The 22919-nt window shown below is 62.4% G+C and carries 21 protein-coding genes; 7 read left to right on the top strand and 14 right to left on the bottom strand.

The genetic code is table 11. The features are described 5' to 3' along the window. Positions 1-88 precede the first annotated feature (88 nt). Entirely contained in the window at positions 89-1072 is a 984-nt protein-coding gene (locus BSG09_RS05340) for an LLM class flavin-dependent oxidoreductase (protein ID WP_092930925.1), read from the top strand. A gap of 26 nt (positions 1073-1098) precedes the next feature. Here BSG09_RS05340 and BSG09_RS05335 read toward each other — a convergent pair whose 3' ends face one another. After that, positions 1099-1851, bottom strand: coding sequence for an IclR family transcriptional regulator (locus BSG09_RS05335; RefSeq protein WP_092930923.1), 753 nt, complete (start codon positions 1849-1851; stop codon positions 1099-1101). Between the two features lie 1376 nt (positions 1852-3227). Here BSG09_RS05335 and BSG09_RS05330 point away from each other — a divergent pair. Beyond that, entirely contained in the window at positions 3228-4058 is an 831-nt protein-coding gene (locus BSG09_RS05330; RefSeq protein ID WP_092930921.1) for an HpcH/HpaI aldolase/citrate lyase family protein, read from the top strand. A 97-nt stretch (positions 4059-4155) separates the two neighbouring features. Here the strand turns inward: BSG09_RS05330 and BSG09_RS05325 are convergent, their stop codons facing one another. Next, positions 4156-6210, bottom strand: a complete 2055-nt coding sequence (locus tag BSG09_RS05325) for an AMP-binding protein (RefSeq protein ID WP_092930920.1) — start codon at positions 6208-6210, stop codon at positions 4156-4158. Positions 6211-6308: 98 nt separating this feature from the next. Here BSG09_RS05325 and BSG09_RS05320 point away from each other — a divergent pair, with 98 nt between their 5' ends. Further along, positions 6309-7031 carry a class I SAM-dependent methyltransferase gene (locus BSG09_RS05320; RefSeq protein WP_092930918.1) on the top strand — a complete coding sequence of 241 codons (723 nt, stop codon included), beginning with the start codon at positions 6309-6311 and terminating at the stop codon, positions 7029-7031. Between the two features lie 29 nt (positions 7032-7060). Here BSG09_RS05320 and BSG09_RS05315 read toward each other — a convergent pair whose 3' ends face one another. The 10 genes from BSG09_RS05315 to BSG09_RS05270 all read right to left on the bottom strand — a co-directional run bounded on the left by BSG09_RS05315 (position 7061) and on the right by BSG09_RS05270 (position 19474). Then, the gene (locus BSG09_RS05315; protein ID WP_092930916.1) at positions 7061-7525 is read right to left on the bottom strand and encodes a MaoC family dehydratase; all 465 of its coding nucleotides are present in this window, start codon (positions 7523-7525) and stop codon (positions 7061-7063) included. Positions 7526-7539: 14 nt separating this feature from the next. After that, positions 7540-9270: an acyl-CoA carboxylase subunit beta gene (locus BSG09_RS05310; protein WP_092930914.1), complete on the bottom strand. Its 1731-nt coding sequence runs from the start codon at positions 9268-9270 to the stop codon at positions 7540-7542. 6 nt (positions 9271-9276) lie between these two features. Then, positions 9277-11055 carry an acetyl-CoA carboxylase biotin carboxylase subunit gene (locus BSG09_RS05305; RefSeq protein WP_092930912.1) on the bottom strand — a complete coding sequence of 593 codons (1779 nt, stop codon included), beginning with the start codon at positions 11053-11055 and terminating at the stop codon, positions 9277-9279. 2 nt (positions 11056-11057) lie between these two features. After that, positions 11058-12224 carry an acyl-CoA dehydrogenase family protein gene (locus BSG09_RS05300; protein ID WP_092930910.1) on the bottom strand — a complete coding sequence of 389 codons (1167 nt, stop codon included), beginning with the start codon at positions 12222-12224 and terminating at the stop codon, positions 11058-11060. A gap of 55 nt (positions 12225-12279) precedes the next feature. Then, a complete protein-coding gene (locus BSG09_RS05295) occupies positions 12280-13962 on the bottom strand; it encodes an acyl-CoA synthetase (RefSeq protein WP_092930908.1) in 1683 nt (560 codons plus the stop codon). Positions 13963-14150: 188 nt separating this feature from the next. After that, positions 14151-15557 carry a UbiD family decarboxylase gene (locus BSG09_RS05290; RefSeq protein ID WP_092930906.1) on the bottom strand — a complete coding sequence of 469 codons (1407 nt, stop codon included), beginning with the start codon at positions 15555-15557 and terminating at the stop codon, positions 14151-14153. Next, the gene (locus BSG09_RS05285; protein ID WP_092930904.1) at positions 15554-17068 is read right to left on the bottom strand and encodes a UbiD family decarboxylase; all 1515 of its coding nucleotides are present in this window, start codon (positions 17066-17068) and stop codon (positions 15554-15556) included. Before BSG09_RS05285 ends, BSG09_RS05290 begins: the two co-directional genes overlap by 4 nt. 2 nt (positions 17069-17070) lie before the next feature. After that, a complete protein-coding gene (locus BSG09_RS05280; RefSeq protein ID WP_092930902.1) occupies positions 17071-17601 on the bottom strand; it encodes a ubiD operon protein in 531 nt (176 codons plus the stop codon). A 189-nt stretch (positions 17602-17790) separates the two neighbouring features. Next, positions 17791-18819 (bottom strand): NAD(P)/FAD-dependent oxidoreductase, encoded by a 1029-nt coding sequence (locus tag BSG09_RS05275; protein WP_092930900.1) that lies wholly within the window; start codon positions 18817-18819, stop codon positions 17791-17793. 142 nt (positions 18820-18961) lie between these two features. Continuing rightward, positions 18962-19474, bottom strand: coding sequence for a GNAT family N-acetyltransferase (locus tag BSG09_RS05270; RefSeq protein WP_092930898.1), 513 nt, complete (start codon positions 19472-19474; stop codon positions 18962-18964). Positions 19475-19642: 168 nt separating this feature from the next. Between BSG09_RS05270 and BSG09_RS05265 the strand changes: the two genes are divergently transcribed. Beyond that, positions 19643-19810, top strand: coding sequence for a winged helix-turn-helix transcriptional regulator (locus tag BSG09_RS05265; protein ID WP_223174687.1), 168 nt, complete (start codon positions 19643-19645; stop codon positions 19808-19810). Between the two features lie 29 nt (positions 19811-19839). On the opposite strand, the gene BSG09_RS05260 is transcribed toward BSG09_RS05265, so the two are convergent. Beyond that, positions 19840-20400: a class I SAM-dependent methyltransferase gene (locus BSG09_RS05260; protein ID WP_092930894.1), complete on the bottom strand. Its 561-nt coding sequence runs from the start codon at positions 20398-20400 to the stop codon at positions 19840-19842. 232 nt (positions 20401-20632) lie between these two features. Here BSG09_RS05260 and BSG09_RS05255 point away from each other — a divergent pair, with 232 nt between their 5' ends. The 3 genes from BSG09_RS05255 to BSG09_RS05245 all read left to right on the top strand — a co-directional run bounded on the left by BSG09_RS05255 (position 20633) and on the right by BSG09_RS05245 (position 21937). After that, positions 20633-21046, top strand: coding sequence for a helix-turn-helix domain-containing protein (locus BSG09_RS05255; protein WP_092930892.1), 414 nt, complete (start codon positions 20633-20635; stop codon positions 21044-21046). A 137-nt stretch (positions 21047-21183) separates the two neighbouring features. Further along, positions 21184-21603, top strand: coding sequence for a thioredoxin (gene trxA, locus BSG09_RS05250; RefSeq protein ID WP_092930890.1), 420 nt, complete (start codon positions 21184-21186; stop codon positions 21601-21603). A 100-nt stretch (positions 21604-21703) separates the two neighbouring features. Then, a complete protein-coding gene (locus tag BSG09_RS05245; protein WP_092930888.1) occupies positions 21704-21937 on the top strand; it encodes a hypothetical protein in 234 nt (77 codons plus the stop codon). Positions 21938-22003: 66 nt separating this feature from the next. Here BSG09_RS05245 and BSG09_RS05240 read toward each other — a convergent pair whose 3' ends face one another. Continuing rightward, entirely contained in the window at positions 22004-22864 is an 861-nt protein-coding gene (locus BSG09_RS05240) for a UbiA family prenyltransferase (RefSeq protein WP_092930886.1), read from the bottom strand. Between the last annotated feature and the right edge of the window lie 55 nt (positions 22865-22919).

Below are 22919 nucleotides of genomic sequence, written 5' to 3'. Positions count from 1 at the left end.
ATGAGCGTGCACTGATTGCTCGAGGTGACTGTGTTTCGGGGACAGTGAACGTGATACTTTATCACACTGTGTGTTGAACCGAACGGATATGCATCTCGGAGTAGTCATCCCGCGGACTGGCTCACACGATCCGACTGACCTCGCGATCAGCGCCGAAGCACAGGGGTATGACTCCGTCTGGATGGGCGAACTCTGGGGCTCGAGTTCGGTCGTGAAACTCAGCGAGATCGCCGCGCTGACCGACGAGATCGAACTCGGCACCGCCATCGTCAATGTGTTCTCGCGGACGCCGGCCGTCCTCGCGATGACTGCCGCGACGCTCGACCAGGTCGCCGACGGTCGTGCGGTCCTCGGCGTCGGCACGAGCACGCCCACTGCCGTCGAGAACGTCCACGGCATGTCCTTCGAGCGCCCGGTCCGTCGGTCCCACGAAACCATCGAGATCATTCAGCGCATCTTGACCGACGACGAGCCAGTCGACTACGACGGCGAACTCGTCAGCGTCTCGGGCGTGCCGCCGCTGGACCGGGACGTTCCGGTCTATCACGCAGCACTCGGCCCGGCGAATCGCCGCGTCGTCGGCCGCCTCTGTGATGGCTGGCTGCCACACAACGTCCCTTTTTCCCAACTCGACGAGGCGTTCGAAGTCGTCGCAACGAGCGCTCGAGAACGCGATCGCGACCCCGGCGAAATCACGATCGCGCCGTACGTCCCGTCGGCTGTCAGCGAAGATTCCGAGGCGGCCTACGACGCCGTTCGCGGTCACATCGCGTACTACGCGGGCAGCGCCGAGGGCTACCGGAAGGCGATCGCCACCGCGTTCCCAGAGCAGGTCGAGCGCGTCGCCGAGGCCTGGCAGGCGGGCGACCGTGCCGACGCGACGGCACTTGTCACCGACGAGATGGTCGACGATCTCGGCGTCGCCGGAACGCCGTCCGAGGCTCGCGAGCGGCTCCGCGGGTTGGTCAGCGAGACGATCGTCGACCGGCCGCTCGTGACGATTCCGGAGCAGGCTGCCGATGACGTTGCCGAAGACACGATCGAGGCGCTGGCACCGGTCGCCGACGACTGACGGCGTTCAAACGGACCGGAACCGAGTTAGACGTAATCCAGGTTGACCTGCGTCACGTTCGCCGACCGCTTGACGATGTCGGCGATCTCTGCGCGTCGTGCCTCGTCGATGCGACTCTGTGGCCCACAGACACAGATCGCGCCACGGATTTCGTCGCTTTTGTCCAGCACCGGTGCGGAGATACAGACCATGCCCGCGATGCGTTCACCCTCGTCGATGGCGTACCCTTGCTCGCGGATCTCCTCGAGCTGGTCGAAGAGCACGTCGGGGTCTGTGATCGTCTGGTTCGTCATCTCGATGAGCCCCTGTCGGTCGATGATCTCCTGGACGCGGTCGTCGGGCATGTGTGCCAGAATGGCTTTTCCGGGAGCCGCCGCGTGAAGGGGCATACGCGCACCGGGATACGCGAACAGATTGACGGCGTCAGGGCCTTCCTGGACCGCGACGATCACACACTGATCGTTCTCCTCGACCATCAGCGTCACGTGTTCGCCGGTCTCCGCCGCGATATCCTGCAGTTCGTCGCTGACGGCCTGAAACACTTCCAACCGGTGGCGCTGTCGGTGGCCCACCTCGAGAAACCGGGTCGTCGTCGTGTACTCCTTGTCATCGACCGAGACATAGCCTGTCTCGACGAGTGCCTGCAGGTAGTTGTGGACGGTACTGACGGGCATCTCGAGGCGGTCAGCGAGCTCTGAGACCCGTCCACCGCCGTTTTCCGCGAGTTCGTCGACGATCCTGAACGCCCGTTCGACCGATCGGTTTGACGCGCCCGTCATTACACGGTGCATTCGACCGGCCCCATAGAAGTGTTTCGGCTCTCCCGAATGAAATTTCGAGTTCGTTGTGCCGATCGCGAATGGGAGCGCGGTCCGAACTCGGCCGGCAGGGTCAGTGCAACCGCGAGCATCGCGCACTGTCGGATTTATCAATCGTTGTCAAACGCTGTCGTCCCTGAACGCGTCTCAAACGAGCGTCGCGTTACGTTTCGGGTGTGACGAAACGCGTTTCCCTCGGTATTGCCAGCTTTTCGTGGTAACTGTGGCGCTCGAGCGTTGTCTCCGTTGAAATATCCACATTCGGCCCCACCGAAAGTAGATGCCAGCCGGATATGGTCGTGTCTCTGTGTCGGACCGATCAGATGGCGGTGATCGTCCGGCCGCGTTGTTCGTGACGCGTCCGTCATAGCCTTACAATCATATGATTGTAATGGACTGGCTGAAGACTGACAGTGGCCGGTTCACACGAACCGCTTCACAATAATCGCGAATGTCATTCAACACGCATCGATAGATAGATTTTGGAATAAATGATGAAATCTTGATATATTGTAGTTCCACTCAGAACTTGATACTATTCGATAAAATAATTAATACTATAATAAAAGAATTTTTCTAAGACTCGATCCCTCGCTTAGAGGGATATTATTTGCTGTATACGATAGAAATACTGAATGTGGCTTCATATATACTATATTTTAACTTCCAGATTACTACTCACTACTTATTAGTCAAATATATTCTATTAGTCTATTACTTGTCGTGTTATTCTACTAGACATGTCAGAGAAGGATATTTGGGAAATTTGTTTCAAGCCCTTCGGCTGAATCAGCCCATCAGTAGATAGACGAACTTCTCGATTTCACGAAAAACATATTGGATATAATTTATCAAGTGCGTGTATGGAATCTCCCCCATTAGGCATAAAGATTCTTTGTATCATAGCTAGCATTTTCCCAATCATATCGCTATTATTAGTTCCATTTGTAGTAATAGACGCTCCTATTCTTGCTGTCGGAGAGACGATTATCTCAATAACTCAGTTAATAGTTATTTATGGCATTTGGCATATGGTATCGTGGGGGTGGTTCTGGGGGATGATCACACTTGGCTTCAATGCGTTAACTAGTATTGTTGTTGGTAATGTAATTGGATTAACCGTCTCGCTACTTTTACTGGTATATCTCTTGAGCCTTCGACCGTATTACCGAAGTAATTCTTACGACTAGTCAGCCAATCACGTCCAGATTTGCTGCCTGTCGATCGGTCTCGAGAACTCCACAGAAGAATCGGGGCTGGGTACCCTGCCCCACCGCAGGCGGGGGACCAGCAGATGAACCCATACGATTTAGTCACATGACATACTCATCCATGGTATGGTTCGACGAAGTGTCTTGTTCTCACCCGGCGATAAGCCCGACCTCATGCAGAAGGCAGCGATGGGCGACGCGGATGTCGTCGTGTTCGACCTCGAGGATGCCGTTGCGCCAGCCGATAAACGCGACGCACGCGATGCTGTCTGTGAGGTACTCGCTGATCTCGAAGCGGACTGTGAGATCGCTGTTCGCGTGAACCCGATCGGGCTTGGAGCGATGACCGACCTCGAGGCGATTCTCGAGGGACCACGCCCGGACAGCATCATGGTGCCGAAAACGGAAGACGCGACGGACATCCAGCGGGTACAGGCGCGACTCGCGGAAACCGGTGTGTCCTGTCCAGTGTTAGCACTGATTGAATCCGCGGCGGGCGTCCTTCGGGCCGACGAAATCGCCACGGTCGACGCGACCGACGCGCTACTGTTCGGGGCCGAAGACCTCGCAGCCGATATCGGTGCGACGCGTACGAGCGAGGGTATAGAAGTGTTGTACGCGCGCGAGCGAACGGTGATCGCGGCCAGCGCCGCCGGTATCGACGCGATCGATATCGTCTACACCGACTACGGGGATACGGATGGCCTCCGTGAGGAAACCACGTTCGCTAGACAACTCGGATACGACGGGAAAATGGCGATTCATCCGGATCAAGTGCCGGTGATCAACGACGCGTTCACGCCCAGCGACGACGATATCGAGTGGGCAGAACGCGTTCTCGCCGCCCGTGATCGGTCGGAGACGGGTGTGTTCGAAGTCGACGGTGAGATGATCGATGCACCACTCATCGCGCAGGCAGAACGCATCCTCGAGCGTGCTGACGAGGCTGAAAACTGATACGGGCTGCTGTCACGAGTTCCTGGCATGACCTCAAGACAGATCGTGGTTGTACCGGCACAGACACAGGAGCCCGTATGAGACGGTCCCGGAGCGCTTATCGCGCCTGCTCGATCTCCGCGAGCGCATCCGGATTTTCGATACTACTCATGTCACCGAGATCCTCGCCGGTGTAGGTCGCTTCGACCGCCCGGCGAATGATCTTGCCCGACTGTGTTTTGGGGAACTCGTCGACGAACAGCACCTCACGGGGGCGGAACGGTTTCCCGAGTTCTTCGCCGACCTGTGCGCGCAGTTCATCGCGTAACTCGTCGGCCTCCGCGTACCCGTTCTCGAGGACGGCGTAGGTGACAACGGCGGTGCCGGTCGTCTCGTCGGGCGCGCCGATGGCGGCGGCCTGGTTGACGGCTTCGTGGTCGATCAGTGCGCCTTCGACTTCGGCGGGGCCGACCTTGCGTCCGGCGACGTTGAGTGCGTCGTCAGCGCGGCCGTGGAGGAACCAGAAGCCGTCCTCGTCTTTCTGGGCCCAGTCGCCGTGATCCCACAGCGGCGGGTCCTCGAACGTCGACCAGTACTCCTCGAGATAGCGTTCGTCGCCCGACCAGAGCGATTTCGTCATCGAGGGACAGGAGTCACGCGCGACGAGGTAGCCGCGGTCGTGATCTTCCCTGACGGAATTGCCGTCGCGATCGACAATGTCGATGTCCATTCCGAGCCCTGGGCCGCCGAGCGTACAGGGTTTCAGCGGTTGAGTCGGCATCGGCATGAGGAAGCAGCCCATGATCTCGGTGCCGCCGGAGATGTTGATGATCGGGGTCTCGCTGCTACCGACGTGCTCGTAGAACCACTGCCAGGATTCGGGATCCCACGGTTCGCCCGTCGACCCCAGGATTCGGAGCGAGGAGAGATCGTGACCCTCGAGCCATTCGTCCCCATGCTTGCGCAGCGCCCGGATCGCGGTCGGTGAGATTCCGAACTGCGTGACCCCGTGACGGTCGATCAGCTTCCAGAAGCGATCTGGCTCAGGGTGGTCGGGTGCGCCCTCGTACATGACGACGGTCCCGCCGAAGGCATGCGCCCCGATCAGCGTCCAGGGTCCCATCATCCAGCCAATATCGGACACCCAGAAGAACCGATCGGCCGGTTTGAGGTCGAACCCGAAGTGCAGTTCCTTGGCCGGCTGGACGAGTGCGCCGGCGTGCGTGTGAACGATACCCTTCGGTTTCCCCGTCGTCCCCGACGAGTACAGCAGCATCGACTCCTGACTCGAGGCGAGCGATTTCGTCTCGTACGCGTCGTCCTGGGGGGCGACGGCGTCGGCCCAGCGCTCGTCCCGGTCGTCGTTCCAGGGCACTTCGCCGGCATCGACGTGACCCAGCCGATCGTAGACGATGGTATGCTCGACGTGGCCAGCCTCGTCGATGGCCTCGTCGGCACTTGCTTTGAGGCGAACCTCGCTGCCGCGACGCTGGAAGCCGTCGCCAGTGAACAGGACCGAACATTCCGCATCCGCGATCCGGGTCGCCGTCGCGTCGACGCCAAAACCCGAGAAGATCGGGACCGCAATCGCGCCGACCTTGAAACAGCCATAGAGGATCGCGATGACTTCGGGCACCATCGGCATGTAGAGCCCCACGGTATCGCCAGTCTCGATGCCGCGTTCCTCGAGCGCGTTGGCCACCTGATTGGCCTGCCGGTGAAGATCGTGATACGTGATCTCTCGCACCTCGCCATCTTCGCCCTCCCAGAGGCAGGCGACCGTGTTCCGCGTCTCGCTGTCGACGCCTGCGTGGCGGTCGACGGTGTTGTGGGCGATGTTGAGCTCGCCGCCGGGATACCAGTCGGTGAACTGCGGCCCCCCGCGGCTCGCGGTTTCACCGCTCGCGCCTTCCGAGGCGCTTCGCGCCTCGCTATCGTCTCGGACCTCGTCGTAGTCCTCGTCAAACTCGAGGCCGAGGTAGTCGACCAGTTCGTCCCAGAACCAGTCGACACCCGAATCCGGGACGTCGTCGAGTTCGGTGGTCGTGCGCTCGATAAGCGCGTCGTAGTCGTCGATGCCGTACTCCTGCATGAACTGCCAGACGTTCGTCGATTCGACGAACTCTTGACTCGGTTCGTGTGCGATTTCGTCGGTCGGTGGTGTCTCTGTCATTCGTGGGGTAGCTCGCGATGGGTGGTTAGCGGGCGATACGTCTCTCGGACGATCGTGTGATGAGAACGCATATTCCATCGCCGTCCGTGGTCGGCCGTATGAAGGCTATCGTCCGGACGAACTTCGACGACAGCGTCTCCGCCTACGACGCCTACGAGCAGCGAACCGGCCGGTTTACCGCACTCGCCAGACTGCTGGCCGCCGAACTGTCGGCGCGAGCCGACGAGCCGTTCGACACCGTCCTCGACGCCGGTGCCGGCACGGGCGCGAGCACGCGCGTCTTCGCCGAGCGGGCGCGACGAACGGTCGCACTGGACATCAGCCACGAGATGCTGTGCGAACTCGAGGGTGCGCCCCGCGTCGAGGGCGATTTCGATCATCTTCCCTTCGTCGACGGCGCGTTCGACGGCGTCGCGTTTACCGCGTCGCTCTTTCTCGTCCCCGACCCGGCGGTTGCAGCGCGAGAGGCCGCCCGCGTCCTGCGGCCGGGTGGGGTCGTCGGTGCCGTCGCGCCACTTGGCTGGGTCGATGCTGACGGGACGGATGTCTTTGCCGACCTCGAGCGGCAGTCGCGTTCGCCGACGGGTGCCGACGCGGTCGAGGGGGCGCTTGCCGACGCGTTTACCGTCACCACTGGCACCTGGCGGTTCGCGACGACGGCCGAGAACGTGCGGCGCTTCCACGCGATTCCGGCGATGGCGGCACGGCTCTATCCGAAACTCGCCGCCGATGAGCGCGTCGCGAAGGCGCGAGAGTTGCTCGCGGGCCTCGAGGGGACCGTCGAGCAGCGGTGGCGATGGATCGTCGGCGTCGCGGAGTGAGCCGGTTCGACCGCGATCAGCTGGCATCGTTACGTTGCGTGCTCGCGTTTCAGTGAGAGCGCTGTCCGGTCGAATTCACAGACCAGCGGCTCCTCCTCATCATTCACTTTGAACACTTCGACGTGCATGGTGACGATCCCGCGCTCGCCGTCGCTGGTCTCGTGTTTGCCGGTGACCGTCGACTGGACCCGGATCGTGTCTCCATGATAGACAGGGTTCGGGTGCTCGACGTTGTCGTACGAGAGGTTCGCGACGATCGTCCCGTCGGTGGTGTCGGGGATCGTGAGCCCGACGGCCAGGCTCATCGTGTAGAGCCCGTTGACCAGCCGCCCGTCGAACTGCGTCTCCGCGGCGAACACGGCGTCGAGATGCAGGGGTTGCTGGTTCATCGTCATGTCACAGAACTGCTGGTTGTCCGCTTCGCTGATCGTCCGGCGCTTCTCGTGTTCGATGGTCTCACCGACCTCGAAGTCCTCGTAGTAGCGTCCTGTCATGGTTGGGATGGGGATCAGAGGATCGTCCCGTGTTTCTTGTCGGGCAGGTCCTTCTCGACAGTCTCGTAGAACGCAAAGCGGTTGGTGAGTTCCTCCCGCAGACTGCTCGGCGGGACGATCTCGTCGATGACGACTTCGCTGGCCATCCGGTGGATGTCGATGTCCTCGCGGTACTCCTCGCGGAGTTCCTGTTCTTTGCGCTCGCGCTCGTCTGGATCGTCAATCTCGGCGAGTTTGCGCGCGTAGACGGCGTTGATCGCCGCTTCGGGCCCCATAATGGCGATCTCGCCCGAGGGAAGCCCGATGACGCTCTCGGGGTCGTAAGCGGGACCGGACATCGCGTAGATGCCCGCGCCGTAGGCCTTCCGGACGACGACCGACTGTTTGGGCACCGTCGCCGAGGACGTGGCGTAGATCATCTTCTTGCCCTGTTCTAAGATGCCGTCTTTCTCGACCTGCGAGCCGGCCATGAAGCCGGGCGTGTCACAGAGGTACAGCAGCGGGACGTCGTAGGCGTCACAGGTCCAGATGAACTGGGCCGCCTTCTCGGCGGCGTCGGGGAAGATCGCACCCGCGCGATGAGCGGGCTGGTTGGCGACGATCCCGACCGGCCGGCCGTCGATCCTCGCGAAGGCCGTGATGATCTCCTTGCCGAACTCCGGGCGTAACTCGAGCGTCGAGCCGGCGTCGACGACCCGATCGATGACGTCGAACATGTCGTAGCCCTTGTTCGGCTCTTGGGGCACGATCGCGTCGATGCCCTCGGGTGAAGCGGCAGGTGCCTGGCCGTCCGTCTGGGGCGGCTTCTCGTCTGCGTTGTTCGGCAGGTAGCTCATCAGTTTCGCGACCAGCTCCCGGGCGTGTTCCTCGTCGTCGGCAACGAGGTCCGCACTGCCGGAGTAGCCGGCGTGGACGTCCGGCCCACCGAGTTCCTGCAGGTCGATCTGTTCGCCGGTGACCATCTCGACCATGCGCGGGCTGGCGATGGCCATCGCCGACATATCTCGGACCATGACCGTGAAGTCAGCGAACACGGGCGTGTAGGCCGCGCCGGCGATACAGGGGCCATAGAGGACACAGATCTGTGGCACGCGACCCGAGAGCATCGAGTGGTTGTAGTAGTACTTCCCGATGCCCTCGCGGTTGGCGAAGAAGCCGGTCTGCTGGTCGATCCGGCCGCCCGAGGAGTCCATCAGGTACAACACCGGCTTGCCGGTCTTCAGGGCCCGCTGTTGCATCCGCAGGAACTTCTCGACGCCTTTCGCGGCCATGCTCCCGCGTTTGACCGTGTAGTCGTTGGCCATGAAGTGGACGTCCCGGCCTTCGAACTCGGCCGCGCCCGTGATCAGGCCGTCGGCCGGTAGCTGGTCGTCGGCGTCGAACTCCGCGAACCGGCCATCCTCGAAGAGGAAGTCGTCGCCGAACCAGAGGTCGATCCGGTCACGGACGAACAGCTTCCCCTCCTCGGGCAGTTGCTCCTTGTATTTCTCCGGGCCGCCTTCGAGGATTTCCTCGATTTCCTCGAGCAGCAGTTCTTCACGCTCGGTCGGCCCGAGGTCCGCCGCTGGCTGGGCCTCGGGTTCGGCCTCGGCCGTCGTTTCGGCGTCGCCGTCGTAGGACGCGCTGCTGATCTCCTCGCCGCCGTCGGTGACGACGGTCACGTCTTCCCGGTACTGTGACGCCATGGCTTCGGCGATGGCCCGTGCCTCCGTTTCGGTCGTGTCGTCTGAAATCTTGATTCGCATCGGTGATCACTCCAGTCGGACGAGGGTATCGCCCATGTCGACGGAGTCGCCCGCTGCGATCGGGACCGATTCGACCGTCCCGCCACTGGCGGCGACCACGTCGTTTTCCATCTTCATCGCCTCGAGCACGCAGACAACGTCGCCAGCGGCGACCTCATCGCCTTCCTCGACGGCGACCGAGAGGATGGTCCCTTGCATCTCCGCGGTGATGGCGTCGGCGGTGGCGACCTCGGCGGCACCCTCGGCCGCGGAGCCGCCGCTCGAGCCGTTGGCGCTGCCGCTGTCTGCGGGCTCGGCCGTCATCCGTGCGCGTGCGTCTTCGATGACGACGTCGAATCGCTTGCCGTCGACCTCGACGGCGACCTCGGTGGTCGTCGACTCCGTCCCGTCGCCGCCGGCCGCCTCAGCGGGCCCCCAGCGGTCGACGGCCGCCTCGAGCGCGTCGTCCTCGAGTTCCCGGTCGAGGTACTTCGTGGTGTGATCGCCGGCGACGAAGACGTCGTCGTCGAGCATCATCCGGTGGAACGGGATCGTCGTGTGGACGCCTTCGACCGCGAAGTGCTCGAGCGCGCGCTTCGACCGCTCGAGACAGTGGGCGCGATCCTCGCCGCTGACGATCAGTTTCCCGATCATCGAGTCGTAGTCGCCGCCGATCTCGTCACCCTGTGCAACCGCGTGGTCGAGGCGGATCCCGATGCTCGTCGGCGGTCGGTAGGTCGTCAGTTGCCCGGGCGTGGGCGTGAAGTCGGTGGCCGGGTTCTCGGCGTTGATTCGGTATTCGACCGCGTGGCCGTCGATTTCGACGTCGTCCTGGGAAAATGCGAGGTCCTCGCCGGCGGCGACCCGAAGCTGCCACCGGACGATGTCGATCCCGGTCACTTCCTCGCTGACGGTGTGTTCGACCTGGATGCGAGTGTTTACCTCCATGAAGTAGAACTCACCGTCCTCGACGAGGAACTCCACCGTGCCGGCGTTCGTATACCCGGCCTCCCGGACGCCCTGTCGGGCGGCTTCGCCGATCTCGGTGCGGAGCTCGTCGTCGAGCGCCGGGCTCGGGGCCTCCTCGATGACCTTCTGGTGACGACGCTGCAGCGAGCAGTCGCGCTCGCCGAGATGGCGGACGTTACCGTGCGTGTCCGCGAGCACCTGCACCTCGATGTGTTTGGGCGCTTTGAGGTACTTCTCGACGTAGACCGAATCGTTGCCGAAGTAGGCCTCGCCCTCGCGTTTGGCGCTCTCGAGGGCGTCGTCGACCTCGGCCTCGCTGCGGACGATTTTCATGCCGCGGCCGCCACCGCCGCCTTCGGCTTTGATGGCGATCGGGTAGCCGTACTCCTCGCCCAGTGCCCGCACCTCGTCGGCGTCGTCGACCGGTTCGGTCGTCCCGGGGACGACCGGGACGCCGGCCGCCTGCATGACGGACCGGGCTTTCGTCTTCTCACCGAGCGTCTCCATGGCGTCGCTCGGTGGGCCAACCCACGTGACGTCAGGCGTCTCCTCGACGCGACGGGCGAATTCGGCGTTTTCGGCGAGGAAGCCATAGCCGGGATGGATCGCGTCCGCGCCCGCTCGTTGGGCGACGTCGATGATCTCCTCCTGATCGAGGTACGACTCGCTGGCCGGTGCCGGGCCGACGTTGTACGCCTCGTCGGCGTAGTCGACGTGGCCGCCGTTGCGGTCGGCGTCGCTGTAGACGGCAACCGTCTCACAGCCGAGTTCCTCACACGCTGCCATCACACGGACCGCGATTTCGCCGCGGTTCGCGACGAGAACTTTCTCGAACATTGTCAGTAGGATTTGGGGAAGCCAAGCTGCTGGCCGATGTGGTTGTACGCCATCTGCTGGGAGACCGGCGCGAGTCGCGTGAGGTTGATCTCGCGCCACCAGCGCTCGACGTCGTACTCCGTGGCGTAGCCCCAGCCGCCGAAGGCCTGCATCGACTGCTTGACTGCCTCGATGCCGGCATCGACGGCCGTCGCCTTCGCGACGTTTGTCTCGTAGCCACACTCCTCGCCCTGGTCGTAGAGCCAGGCGGCCTTTTCGCGCATGAGCGCGGCCGTCTCCATCCGCGCGTAGGCTTTCGTGATCGGGAACGAGACCGCCTGATGGCTCCCGATCGGGGCGTCGAACACCTCGCGTTCGTTGGCATACTCGATCGCCGTATTCGCGGCGAGCTTGCCGATCCCCGTCCCGGCCGCGGCAAAGCCGATGCGCTCTGGGTTGAGCATGTCGACGAGCGCCCACCAGCCTTCGTCTTCCTCGCCAAGCAGGTCCTCTTCGGGGACGCGGACGTCCTCGAGGAACACCTCACAGGACTTCGAGTAGTTCATGCCGTGTTTGGAGATCGGCGAGACATCGATACCTGGGGTGTCCATGTCGACGATGAACAGGCTGATGCCGCCGGTGCCTCGATCGACCTCCTCGAGTGGCGTCGTGCGGGTGACGATGATCATATTGTCCGCCCGGTCGGAGAAAGTGATCCACGCCTTCTGTCCGTTGAGGACGTACTCGTCGCCGTCTTTCTCGGCGCGCGTGGCGACGTTTAGCGTGTTCGTCCCCGCTTCGGGTTCGGTGATGCCAATGCAGAAGTTCCGCTCGCCGGTCGCGATGTCGGTGAGGTATTTCTCTTTCTGGGCTTCCGTTCCGTTCTCGCGGATGCCGACAGCGGCCATGCCAGCCGTAAGCACCAGATACCAGGTACCGGCCATGCCACAGCCTTCGGCACAGAGCGTCTCCATGGCCAGCCCCATATCCTGCATTCCCATACTGGCACCGCCGTATTCCTCGGGAACCAGCAGGCCGTGGAAGCCGGCTTCGCCGAGCTCGTCCCAGAATCCCTGGGCGAACTCCTCGTTTTCCTCTTTCTCGCGCCAGTACTCCGGCCCGTATTCTGCTGCGACCGCTTGTGCGGTCGAACGGATCATCGACCGTTCTTGCGTAGACTCGAAATTCATGGTATGGTATATCGTTGTAGGTCGTCTCTAATAATTCGTCCTCCGGGGCGGCAGGTTACGTCGCCGCCTCGGCTTCGTCTTCCGCCTCGTCTTGCAGTTCGGTCCGGCGGATCTTTCCGGTGACCGTCTTCGGCAGTTCGTCGCGGAACTCGAGTTCGCGCGGGTACTCGTGGGCCGATAGCTCCTCTTTGACGTGGGTCTTGATGTTCTCCTTGAGGTCCTCGGAGGGGGTCGCGCTCTCGCTTGGCACGATGTAGGCTTTCACGATGTTGCCTCGTTCCGTGTGTGGTTTAGGAACGACGGCGGCCTCGGCGACGGCCTCGTGTTCGCCCAGCGAGCTCTCGACCTCGAAGGGGCCGATGCGGTAGCCCGAGGAGAGGATAACGTCGTCGGCCCGCCCTTCGAACCAGAAGTAGCCGTCCTCGTCTTTGTGTGCGAGGTCACCCGAGAGGTACCATTCGCCGTCGGAGCCGTCGACGAAACACGACGCGGTCTTCTCGGGTTTGTTCCAGTACTCGGCGAAGAAACAGGGGTAGTCCCCGCGCTCGGCGATCTCGCCGGTCTCGCCGGGCTCGAGCACTTCGCCCGTTTCGGGATCGACGATGTCGGCCTCGATCCCCGGCAGCGGCTTGCCCATCGAGCCGGGTCGGAGCTCCATCGTCGGGTAGTTGTTGATGATCATGTTGCCCGTCTCCGTCTGGCCGTACGTGTCAAGGATGGTGACGCCGAGTTCGTTCTCGCCCCACTCGACGACGCCCGCAGACAGCGGCTCACCGATCGAGAGCGCGTGACGCAGATCGAGATCGACGTCTGCGAGCACGTCCTCGTTCTCGCGGAGCATTCGGTAGGCCGTCGGCACCGAGAACAACACGGTGATCGGGTACTCATCGAGCAACTCGGCCCACGTCTCCGGGTCGAACTCGCCTTCGTAGGTGAACAGCGAGGCCCCCCAGAACCAGGCCCCAAGAGTGTTGATCGCGCCTGTCAGCCAGCCCAAATCGCCTGTACTCCAGTAGAGATCGCCGGGCTGGAGGTCGACGGCGTACTTCTGAGTCGCCGCGACGCCGGCTACCCAGCGCTGTTTGTGGAGAACACCTTTCGCCAGCCCGGTCGTCCCTGAGGTGTAGTAGAGCAACGCATCGTCTTCGCCGCCAGTGGCGGCAGCCTCGTACTCGGTGCTCGCGCCGTCGAGTGCCGTATTGAACACGACGTCGTCGGCAGGTGCGCCGTCGCCGCGGTCGACGGTGATGACGTGTTCGACCGTCGGCGCGTCCTCGAGTGCCTTCGCAACCGTCTCGCGGTTGTCGCTCGTCGTCACGAGGACCTTCGCATCGCAGTCGTCGAGCCGATAGGAGATGCCGTCCGGTCCGAAGCGTTCGTTGACGCTCCCCCAGACGGCCCCGCGTTTCAGCGTGCCGACCAGCGCCACGTAGTGTTCCGGAATCCGTGGCATATACGAGAACACGCGGTCGCCCTGCTCGACACCCAACTGCTCGAGGACGTTCGCGAACTGACTCGAGCGGTCGGCCAACTCCCAGAAGGTCAGCTTCGTCAGCTCGCCGTCGGTATCGACCTGATAGAGTGCGACCGACTCACGCTCGGTCGCATGCCGGTCGGCGACCTCGTGTCCGATGTTTAGTTCCGCCGGTGCATCCCAATCCGCATCCGCGTAGATATCGTCCCACGAGAACTGCTCCCGTTCAGTCTCGTAGTCCGAGAGGTTGTGGCTGGACACCATACACCAACCCGGATATCGTTCCCCTATATAATGCCACCGGTAAATTCCGCAGAGAAAACAGACGAATACTGTATGTTTTTGCAGAATAGACCCGCTTCATCAGACTACTGTACTGCGTAAACACTACTGTTTACGTACTATTGTATAACATATATGTTTGTTCAGTTTTATGTGAGTGGTACTGTCAGTCACTGCTCGTCGTGGTCGCTTCCAGCAGCGTCGCCATCATGGCGTGTCCGCCACGCCGTCCGTGCGGCCTCACGAACGGCCGGCGGAAACGACGTTTCGAACGTGACCCGTGGCGCGATATAGGAGTCCTCCCAGCGCGGATCCCAGGCCGCATTGACGTACAACCGGGAGCCGGTCTGTCCGTCCTGTCGATACCGGGGGCGTTGGGCCGCTGGCGCGGACGCGTCGCTGAAGATCCAGTCTCGAGAGGGATGTGCTTTCACCCAGATGTCACCGAGGACGCGGCCGAGATCCGTCGGTGCGACGTCTTCGTCGACGATAATGACGGTATCGAACAGCGACGAGAACGTAAACAGGATGTTCGCGAGCTGCCATTCGAAGCCAGCATAGAGGACATCGGTGGCGACGACACAGATGCCGAGTTCGGCTTCGGCCGGTAAGAGAACCCACTCGACGGGCGAGATTCCCCAATAGTTGTTGACGCGGTGGTACAGCGTCGCCGCTGTCGCTACGCCCGTCAGCTGCAGATCATCCGCCAGCGGTCGGCCGACGGGCGAAAGCGGCACGACCGGCTCGTCGGCCGCGATCACTCGCTCGACGGACAGCGCCAGCGGCGTGCTCTCGAGACAGTACTCCCACGCTTCACGCCGGTCCGACTGGAAGTCGGGCTGGCGGTCGGCGACTGTCGTCTCGATCACGACCTCAGTCGCGCTTGGCACGAGACCGCCGTTCGTGGGGACGAGCGGCACGTCGTCGGCGACACCGCAGGCCTGGATCGGCACCGCGACGTGGTCGGTCACGGCGAGGAGGTAGGCGGTCATAAGAGCAGCAGGTGGCACGCCGAGGGCGATCGATATCGTCTCGGTACCGTCGAGCAGGGCAGCCAGCGCGGCAGGTGTCCGCACTCTGAACGTTTCGTCGCCAACGATGAAGCCGTGAATCGGTGCCCAGTACGTGCCATCGGCCGTCGCGATCGACGCCATACCCAGCGTCAGCGCGGGCCAGACGTCGTCAGCACCCTGTGGGAGGCCCAGCGCCTGCACGCTGTCGACGGTTCGTGACGCCGCCTGCGTATCGTACGTCGGGCCGTCAGTCTGCCCGGCCGGTCCGAGGCCCGTGATCGTCTCGAGCACGGAGACGAACGACCCGTCAGGATCCAGACCGAGCCCGAGCGCCAGCCGCGACCACGGCTGTGCGTCTCGCCGCTGCATCCCATCGGGGCCGCTGAACACGCCGCTCGCGAGATCGACGCCGTCGGCCCGATCGTATCGGATCGCCGGCCCGCTCGCACGGAGCGCTTCAGCCGCGACGATGTCGGGTGGAACGTCGCCGAGTTCGTCGGCCGCGAGCGTCAGCAGGTCGTCGTCGCCGTCCAGACCACGGAGGTACTGGGCGAATGGAATCATCGTCGGTCACCGCCCCCGTACTGGCGCTGCTCGAGGAGTTCGAACGGCTCCGGCGAGACGCCCGCGTCGACGAGGAGTTGTTGTGCGCGTGCGCGCAGTGACTCCATTTCGGCGTCGTCTTCCGGCGGTCGGTCACTTGTCGCATCGATGTAGGCTTTCGCGGTCTTGGCTTTCGAGGTGCCGACATCGGCACTACCTTTCTCGTCGGGAGTCTGGTAGATGTTAAGCGGGACTTTCGGCATGCGCTCGACGCCGAACTGGTGAAAGTCCGTGTCCGGATCGGCGTTCAGCGCGATCGCTGTCAGGACGGCCCGTGGGTCGTGTGCGTCGACCGTCGAGTCGACGAACACGAAGAAATCGATGTGGAGCATGCCCCACGTTGTAAAAACGAAGTTCGCCAGTTCGTGGAGGACACCGGGATACGACCGGTCCGTCGCGATCACCCAAACGGTCCGGGAGGTAAAGCGCCACGGCACGGCAGCGTCGACGTCGAAGCCAGCCGCCTGCAGGCCAAGCGTCGCGTCGGGGCCGGCAGCGGCGGTCTGGAGCGTGCTGCTCGAGTTCTGGCCATAGCCGACGCCGGTCCCTTCGACGCAAAACGGCACTCGGGGCTCGGCTCGGTGGGTGATCGCGTCGACGGCGAACACGGGCATCGACCGCCGCGGGCCGTTCATGTAACCGAAATAGTCGCCGAAGGGGCCCTCGTCGAGGCGTTCGTTTGGGAGGACGTGACCTTCAATGACCAGTTCCGCCGTTGCCGGGACGGACAGGTCGTTCGTCTCGCAGGCAACGAGGTCGACGGGCCGGTCTTTCAGCCCGCCAGCGAAGGCCGCTTCGCTCCGGCCCGTCGGAATCCACATCTCGGTACTACACTGGACGGCCGGCTCTGCTCCGACGACAGCCGCTACCGGCATCGGCTCACCGCGCGGTTCGTACTCGTAGTAATAGCGATTCGGAACTTGCTCGCCCGCCAGAAACAGCAGGCTGGCGAGCGCATCGTCATGGATCATCATCCGGTGGCTCGACCATCGTCCCCACTCCGTCTCCGGGTCTGGCGCGACGATGGTGTGAAGATTCGAGTACCGCCCGCCGTCGCTTCGATGCACGTACGGCCAGGGGAACGACAGGAGGTCGACGTCAGCGCCGGTGTGAACGACGTCCTTGCAGGGTGCGCGCTCGGGCTCGAGGAGTCGGGGCTCGCAGGGCGAGCGAAGGCGGTCGATGACTGCGTCGTAGTATGCGGCCCCGGACAAGCCAGCTGACAAGTCGAACGACTGGGCGAAGTGATCCCACGGTCGACTCCGTGGCCCGCGGTACGGATCGCCGACGAGCGCTGCGTCGACGTCGGTCGCCCCGACCGACTCGAACAGCGGCACCTCGCCGTCGGTCCGGTTGGCGAGCATCGTGATCGCGCTTGCCTCGAGATCCCACGATACCGGCTCGTCGAACGAGACGAGCGCGTCGTCGTCGGCGAGTAACTGGAGATAGTCGCGAAACGAATCGGCTGCCATGACTATTCCTGATCCATCAGCGCACGTCGGAGTGGGTCGGCTTCGAACTCGGTTCGGACGGCGTCGTATGCCTCCAGCAGCGCGGGGCGATCCTCTGCGAGGCGCTCGAACGCGAGCTCGCGAAGCGCCTCAGCAGTCGACTCGTACTGGCCCGCTTCGACGAGGTAGGTGAGCACCACCTTGAGGTCGTCGGAGCGGGTATTGACGATGTTCGAGGTCGTTTCCTGCTCACGTGCGAGTCGCCGCAGGAGGTCCTCGTTGATCCCTGCTGCGTCGATTTCGTCCAAGAGTTCGACGTACCATTCCTTGCTGACGGTCTCGTGTGGCCCAGTGACGACCGTCAGTCGCTGTGGGTCCGTGAGTTCGTCGGGCTCGCGAGCGATCCGGACGCGTGCCTCGAAGATTCGCTTGGTTTCGGCGTCGGTGATCTGCAGCGTCGTCTCCGTACACTCCTCGTCGGGCAGATGCTCCTCTGCGGTGATATAGTGGTCCAACGTGGCCTCGTCGCTCCGGTCATGTGTCCCGTGTCTCATACTCTCATGCACCACTGGATCACCGTTATTCGTCACCTCCCTAAAGAGACGTGGTTCCGCGCCTCGGATTCACAATCCGTCGGCCGCCACAATACGAAAGCGCGTATGAAAACCTGAAACAGTCAGCAATTACTGGCGCACCCGCAACCGGCTCTAGTTTGTGCCGGGAAATCGAGTCCGGAGACCGGCTTAGTCGCCTTCGGCCGACGAGTGCTCGTTGGCCTGCTGGCGCAGGCCGGGCGCGATCCCGGGAACGTCTTGTGGCTCAACTGCGCCCTCGGCCTCGAGTTCCGCGAGCGATTTCGGGAACGTACGCAGGCTCATGTGGATCGCGATGCCAGCCTGTGCCCCCTGTCCCATCGCGACGGGGACCTGATTGTGCCCCGGCGTCAGATCGCCGACGGCGTACAGGCCATCGATCGATGTCCGGCCATGATCGTCGACGGCAACCGTGCCGTCATCGTTCATCTCTGCGCCCAGCGACGTCGCCAGGTCGTTGTGGTACTCCGAGCCGTACATCGCGAAGCCGCCTTTGTACTCGCGAACCGAGCCGTCCTCGAACTCGATCGCCTCGAGCCAGCCATCGTCGCCGTTTTGGATCCCAGTGATTTCCGCCTCGACGATATCGATGGGATGGCCCTCGAGTTGGGTGGCCCGCTCCTCGCTCCAGGTGGGGTCGTCGCCGCGCAACAGGATGTCGACATCGTCGGTGTAGTTGAGCATAATCATCGCGACGATGGCGGTGCTGTCGTCGTGGCCCATCACGTACACCGGCTCGTCGACGAACATGTACGCATCGCAGTGGAGACAGTAGTGGAGGCCGCGACCGGTCCGGGGAAGCGGTGGATCGGGCCGGCCGTCCGAAAAGCCGGTCGCGAGCACGACGGCTTCGGCGGTAACGGTTTCATCGCCCGTCTCGAGTTCGAACGCGCCGTCATCGCGGCGGTCGATTTCGGTAACGAACTCCGTTCGGTAGTCCGCGCCGTAGGATTCGATCTGATCGACAGCGGTCTGGAGGAACTCGTTGCCCGATACCGATTCAGGAACGCCGATGACGTTGTGGGTCTCTTGCATCATCGCGGCACGGCCGCCACCGCGGTCGAAGACGGCAGTTTCGTGCCCGAGTCGCGTCGTATACAGTGCGCTCGTCAGGCCGGCCGGTCCGCCGCCGATGACGGCAACCTCGTAGTCGTAGGTCGTGGATGGATCAGTAGACATCGTCACGGTTGAATTCCCTTCTGTCCCCCCGTTACCAGTGGGTGACTATAAACACAAGCCAACGCGTTCGTCACCGGGTTACCGGTTGGTAACCGCCTGTGGCGGCTGGTACCAGAGACCGATTCTCACACGAAAATTGAGGCTACGTCTCTGCCTGTTGAAATTCTGGATGATATGTGACGACACCATTTACGCTGTCTATCGCTCCTTCGTGTAACGGTTTGACCATGAACCCTTCGTCAGCACCATACTCATTACCGAGTCCATACTCGCTTGCCCGTTCAAAGCCAAAGCGAGAATAGTACTCGGGATCGCCTAATACGACCACTGCGTCGGCACCGGCTTCACGACACTTCTCTACCCCGTGCTGAATCAGTGATGAGCCGATGCCCTCGTTTTGATTCTCCGGTCGGACACCGACCGGTGCGAGCCCAACCAGTTCGACGTTCGCTCCCTGATCGGCTACGGTCGTCGGAGAAAACAGGATGTGGCCCACAATTTGGGTATCTACAACTGCTACAAGCGAGACCACAGCCGCGTCAGCATCGTGTAATCGCTGCACAATGCGTGACTCTTCGAGCCGGCCGTCGAATGCACGTCGATGCACTTCAGCGACGGCATCAGCATCACTCGCAGTGAAGGGTCGGATCTCCATTAATTGTCATCTGCTTGTAAAGAGCGACGCTGTACTACAAATCGTGATCGGTTTTATTCCTGTGGAATCCTGATCGCTATCCGTTCACTCTGATCCGTGATTTTGGTGTGGTGACTGTTTTCCCTGTATTGAGCACCGTTTTGCCGACAGCACCAATAGCTGATAGAAGTGGAGAAACGGCTGGTCGATAGGGCGGTCGTCACCGAGAAACCGGTCCGCATCGACTATTCGCTGACCGAACTCGGCGAATCGCTCGCACCCGTAATCGAAGCGATAGCCGACTGGGAAACGGACTACCAGACGGCTGCGGCAGATGAAGCCCGTTCGATCGCGTAGCCGGACTGGCGACCGGTAGGTGTCCGGGCTTACTCGGGGGTCGCGACCAGCAGGAACGTTTCCGGTCGGACGGCCTCGTGTACGATGGTAAAGCCGTGTTCGCGAAGTGCCGTTGCAGCGTCGTCGGCAGTGTAGCGTTCGTCGACTGGCGGCCCGTGCTCGCCGGTGCCGGTCCCGGCCCAGTCGAGGATAACGAGGCGGCCACCCGCCGTGAGGACCCGGCTGATCTCCTCGAGGGCGTCGTCGTTCGCGAACTCGTGGTAGGTCATCGTTGAGAACGCGGCGTCGATGGAGTCTGTCTCGAAGGGCAACTCGCTCACGCCGGTCGTGACGAGATCGACGTTCTCGGGAGTGCCTTTGTCCCGATAGTAGTCGTGCATCTCTTCTTGAAGGTCAACCGCGTACACGTCGCCCGCGTGTGGGGCGACAACGTCGGTGTAGAATCCGGTGCCACTGCCGAGGTCGGCGACGGTGTCAGTCGCGGCGGGTTCGAGCGCCCACAGCAGTTCTTCGGCCGAGAGGAATTGATACCGCCGGTCGGCTTGCTCTAGCTTGTCGGCCCGCGAGGAGTCAAACGTATGATGTCCCATTCGTGTGAGATATTGGGGTGTCCAAGAAAAATCTTTTCGACACCGACGCTCGCTCGCTTCGAACCGAGCGCACACGGTTGCAACGGAATCAAACGCCGACAGGTCATCTTTTCCTGATAGTCTCGCGCAGGAGGGTATCACTGACACTGGCGTCTCATACAGATGATATACGCAGAGTATTGTGATCTCTATGAACAACCTTATTGGTGACTAGGTCGTACTATCGGTTACGATGACCGATTCGGTGAGCGAATATCTAGACAGCGAACTGCAGTGTATCGACCTCCTCGAGTGCGTTCACGGGCTCAAAGACCTCGATCGAACAGTATTCAGGCTGCTGGTAACTGCGGACGAGCCGCTGACGGTTGACGACGTCGCTGACGGCATCAGTCGTGATCGGTCGACCGCCTATCGGTCGATTTCCCGGCTGCTCGACACCGGTTTCGTAACCCAAGAACAGCGGAACTACGAGAGCGGCGGCTACTACTACGTCTATCAGGTGCGGGAGCCGGACGCGCTCGCAGCCGACATGCAACGACTCCTCAACGACTGGTACGCCCGCATGGGCATCCTGATCCAGGAGTTCGAGGACACCTTCGATTCGGCCCCCGACGATGGGCGCGCGCCGGTCCAACGCGACGAATAAATCGATCACACCCTCGGTCATCGCCGGCCCGCTTCGGATCGACGATGACTGCCGCTCGTCGACAGCGAGCAGCAACGTTCGCTGTATTGTGTCTATCATACAAAACAACTAAGGCGATGTATCCCGTACCGGCGGGTATGACCGACGATCAGACGCTCGAGGAGATTCGGCAACGGAAACTCGAGGAGCTTCGCGACCGCGCGGCAGGCGAAGAGCCCGCGGACTCGACACAGGGGAGTCCGACGGAGCCGATTTCGATCCATGGCGCGGCCGAGCTCGACGACACTGTCGCGGAACACGATGTCGTCCTCGTCGACTTCTATGCCGACTGGTGTGGCCCATGTCAGATGCTCGAGCCAGTCGTCGAGACGATCGCCGCCGAAACCGATGCGGCCGTCGCAAAGGTCGATATCGATGCCAACCAGCAACTCGCTGCGGAGTACGGCGTCCGTGGCGTCCCGACGCTCGTGCTGTTTTCGGACGGCCAGCCCGCCGAACAGCTCGTCGGCATGCAACAGGAAGCCCAGCTTCGCAGCCTCGTCGGGAAGTACGCCTGATCGAGCGGGGCTGTCTGCCGATCCCCGCCTCTGCACTCCGTAGTCGCTGCGTCAGCAAATCACCACAACACATTTCTTTTCACTCGACAGAACGCCGACCATGGACTCGGACACCGCCTCTCGAGGGTCACTCTGGGGGCTTGCGACGCTGGCGAGTTTCTGCTGTGTCGGCTCCGGAACCGTCGCTGTCGCCGGTGGGACCGCCGTTGCTGGTGGGGCCGCTGTCGGCGGCCTGAGTAGCGGAGTCGTCCAGCTTGCGGTTTCGATCGTCACCCTCGGCCTCATCGGTATGATAGTTCGCTGGCGCGCCACCTGTTCGAACTGCGAGGCGTGAGCCGCGATCGTGAGAAGCGCCTCGAGTGAGAGATGACAGTGCTGGACGGCGGTCTCCCCGGCCGTCTCAAACGAACCCGGCGAGGGGCTCGAACTGGACGGCTGCGACGAGTACGGCGAGAAAGACGTACGATCCCCGAATGAGCAGCATGGTCGCGAGTTCGGGGCCGGCCCGTCGGGCGATGCCCGCGACCGCTGCGAACGCAAGCGCCGCGAGCAACGCTGTAACCGGGAAGAGCCGGCCGATGGCGAGGCCGATAACGGCCAGTAAAGCAGTGGCCATCAGCCCGTAGGCGACGTCGTAGGCGCGATCGGGGCCGACCGCGACCGCAACGGTCCGTTTCTCGATCGAGCGGTCGTAGGCGTAGTCCTGTGCGTCGTCGATCACTTTGATGCCCGAGAGGAGGACAAGAAAGACGACGGCGAACGCCAGCGAAACGGCGCTGATCGTCGTCGCTTGCACGTAGTAGCCGCCGAGCACTGACAGCGCAATTCCGAGCGGGTAGCCGGTCGTCGCCGTCACGGGGTTCGTATCGAGTTGTGGTGCGTGGTGGTAGGCGATCAGCCACGTCGGGACGACTAGCGTGACCGCGACGATATCGACGATAACTGCGAGGGCGATACAACACAGCGCGACCGTCGCCGTTGACAGCCCGAGTGCGAGCCGACAGCCCCGTTCAGTCAGCGGATGGTCGTCGTCCTCGTCCCGGACGTAGAAATCGACGTAGCCGTCCTTGACATGAGCCGTATAGACCGCTGCAAACATCGCGACGAGGTGAATCGCTGCGAGCAGCGGCGCGACGGTGCCGGCGAGGATCGCACCGAACACCGATGCCGCCAGCGGTGGTGTCATAAAGACGGGATGGACCTGTGACCAGAGCGCTCGAGCCGTCGTGCCCATCCCCGTCCCGTCCCTCGCGATGGCCATATCCGAGCGACAACGAACTGTCGTATAATACCCGGGCCGGGGCCGCACGCGCTGG

The sequence above is a fragment of the Natrinema hispanicum genome, assembly GCF_900111485.1.
Taxonomy (GTDB): domain Archaea; phylum Halobacteriota; class Halobacteria; order Halobacteriales; family Natrialbaceae; genus Natrinema; species Natrinema hispanicum_A.
The sequence above is the reverse complement of the archived record's forward strand: the minus strand, read 5'-3'. Positions and strand labels throughout refer to the sequence as shown.

Bases quoted from the DNA above. Each gene is read 5' to 3' on its own strand.
- BSG09_RS05340 (WP_092930925.1), top strand. From the start codon at position 89: ATGCATCTCGGAGTAGTCATCCCGCGGACTGGCTCACACGATCCGACT.
- BSG09_RS05335 (WP_092930923.1), bottom strand. From the start codon at position 1,851: ATGACGGGCGCGTCAAACCGATCGGTCGAACGGGCGTTCAGGATCGTC.
- BSG09_RS05330 (WP_092930921.1), top strand. From the start codon at position 3,228: ATGGTTCGACGAAGTGTCTTGTTCTCACCCGGCGATAAGCCCGACCTC.
- BSG09_RS05325 (WP_092930920.1), bottom strand. From the start codon at position 6,210: ATGACAGAGACACCACCGACCGACGAAATCGCACACGAACCGAGTCAA.
- BSG09_RS05320 (WP_092930918.1), top strand. From the start codon at position 6,309: ATGAAGGCTATCGTCCGGACGAACTTCGACGACAGCGTCTCCGCCTAC.
- BSG09_RS05315 (WP_092930916.1), bottom strand. From the start codon at position 7,525: ATGACAGGACGCTACTACGAGGACTTCGAGGTCGGTGAGACCATCGAA.
- BSG09_RS05310 (WP_092930914.1), bottom strand. From the start codon at position 9,270: ATGCGAATCAAGATTTCAGACGACACGACCGAAACGGAGGCACGGGCC.
- BSG09_RS05305 (WP_092930912.1), bottom strand. From the start codon at position 11,055: ATGTTCGAGAAAGTTCTCGTCGCGAACCGCGGCGAAATCGCGGTCCGT.
- BSG09_RS05300 (WP_092930910.1), bottom strand. From the start codon at position 12,224: ATGAATTTCGAGTCTACGCAAGAACGGTCGATGATCCGTTCGACCGCA.
- BSG09_RS05295 (WP_092930908.1), bottom strand. From the start codon at position 13,962: ATGGTGTCCAGCCACAACCTCTCGGACTACGAGACTGAACGGGAGCAG.
- BSG09_RS05290 (WP_092930906.1), bottom strand. From the start codon at position 15,557: ATGATTCCATTCGCCCAGTACCTCCGTGGTCTGGACGGCGACGACGAC.
- BSG09_RS05285 (WP_092930904.1), bottom strand. From the start codon at position 17,068: ATGGCAGCCGATTCGTTTCGCGACTATCTCCAGTTACTCGCCGACGAC.
- BSG09_RS05280 (WP_092930902.1), bottom strand. From the start codon at position 17,601: ATGAGACACGGGACACATGACCGGAGCGACGAGGCCACGTTGGACCAC.
- BSG09_RS05275 (WP_092930900.1), bottom strand. From the start codon at position 18,819: ATGTCTACTGATCCATCCACGACCTACGACTACGAGGTTGCCGTCATC.
- BSG09_RS05270 (WP_092930898.1), bottom strand. From the start codon at position 19,474: ATGGAGATCCGACCCTTCACTGCGAGTGATGCTGATGCCGTCGCTGAA.
- BSG09_RS05260 (WP_092930894.1), bottom strand. From the start codon at position 20,400: ATGGGACATCATACGTTTGACTCCTCGCGGGCCGACAAGCTAGAGCAA.
- BSG09_RS05255 (WP_092930892.1), top strand. From the start codon at position 20,633: ATGACCGATTCGGTGAGCGAATATCTAGACAGCGAACTGCAGTGTATC.
- trxA (WP_092930890.1), top strand. From the start codon at position 21,184: ATGACCGACGATCAGACGCTCGAGGAGATTCGGCAACGGAAACTCGAG.
- BSG09_RS05245 (WP_092930888.1), top strand. From the start codon at position 21,704: ATGGACTCGGACACCGCCTCTCGAGGGTCACTCTGGGGGCTTGCGACG.
- BSG09_RS05240 (WP_092930886.1), bottom strand. From the start codon at position 22,864: ATGGCCATCGCGAGGGACGGGACGGGGATGGGCACGACGGCTCGAGCG.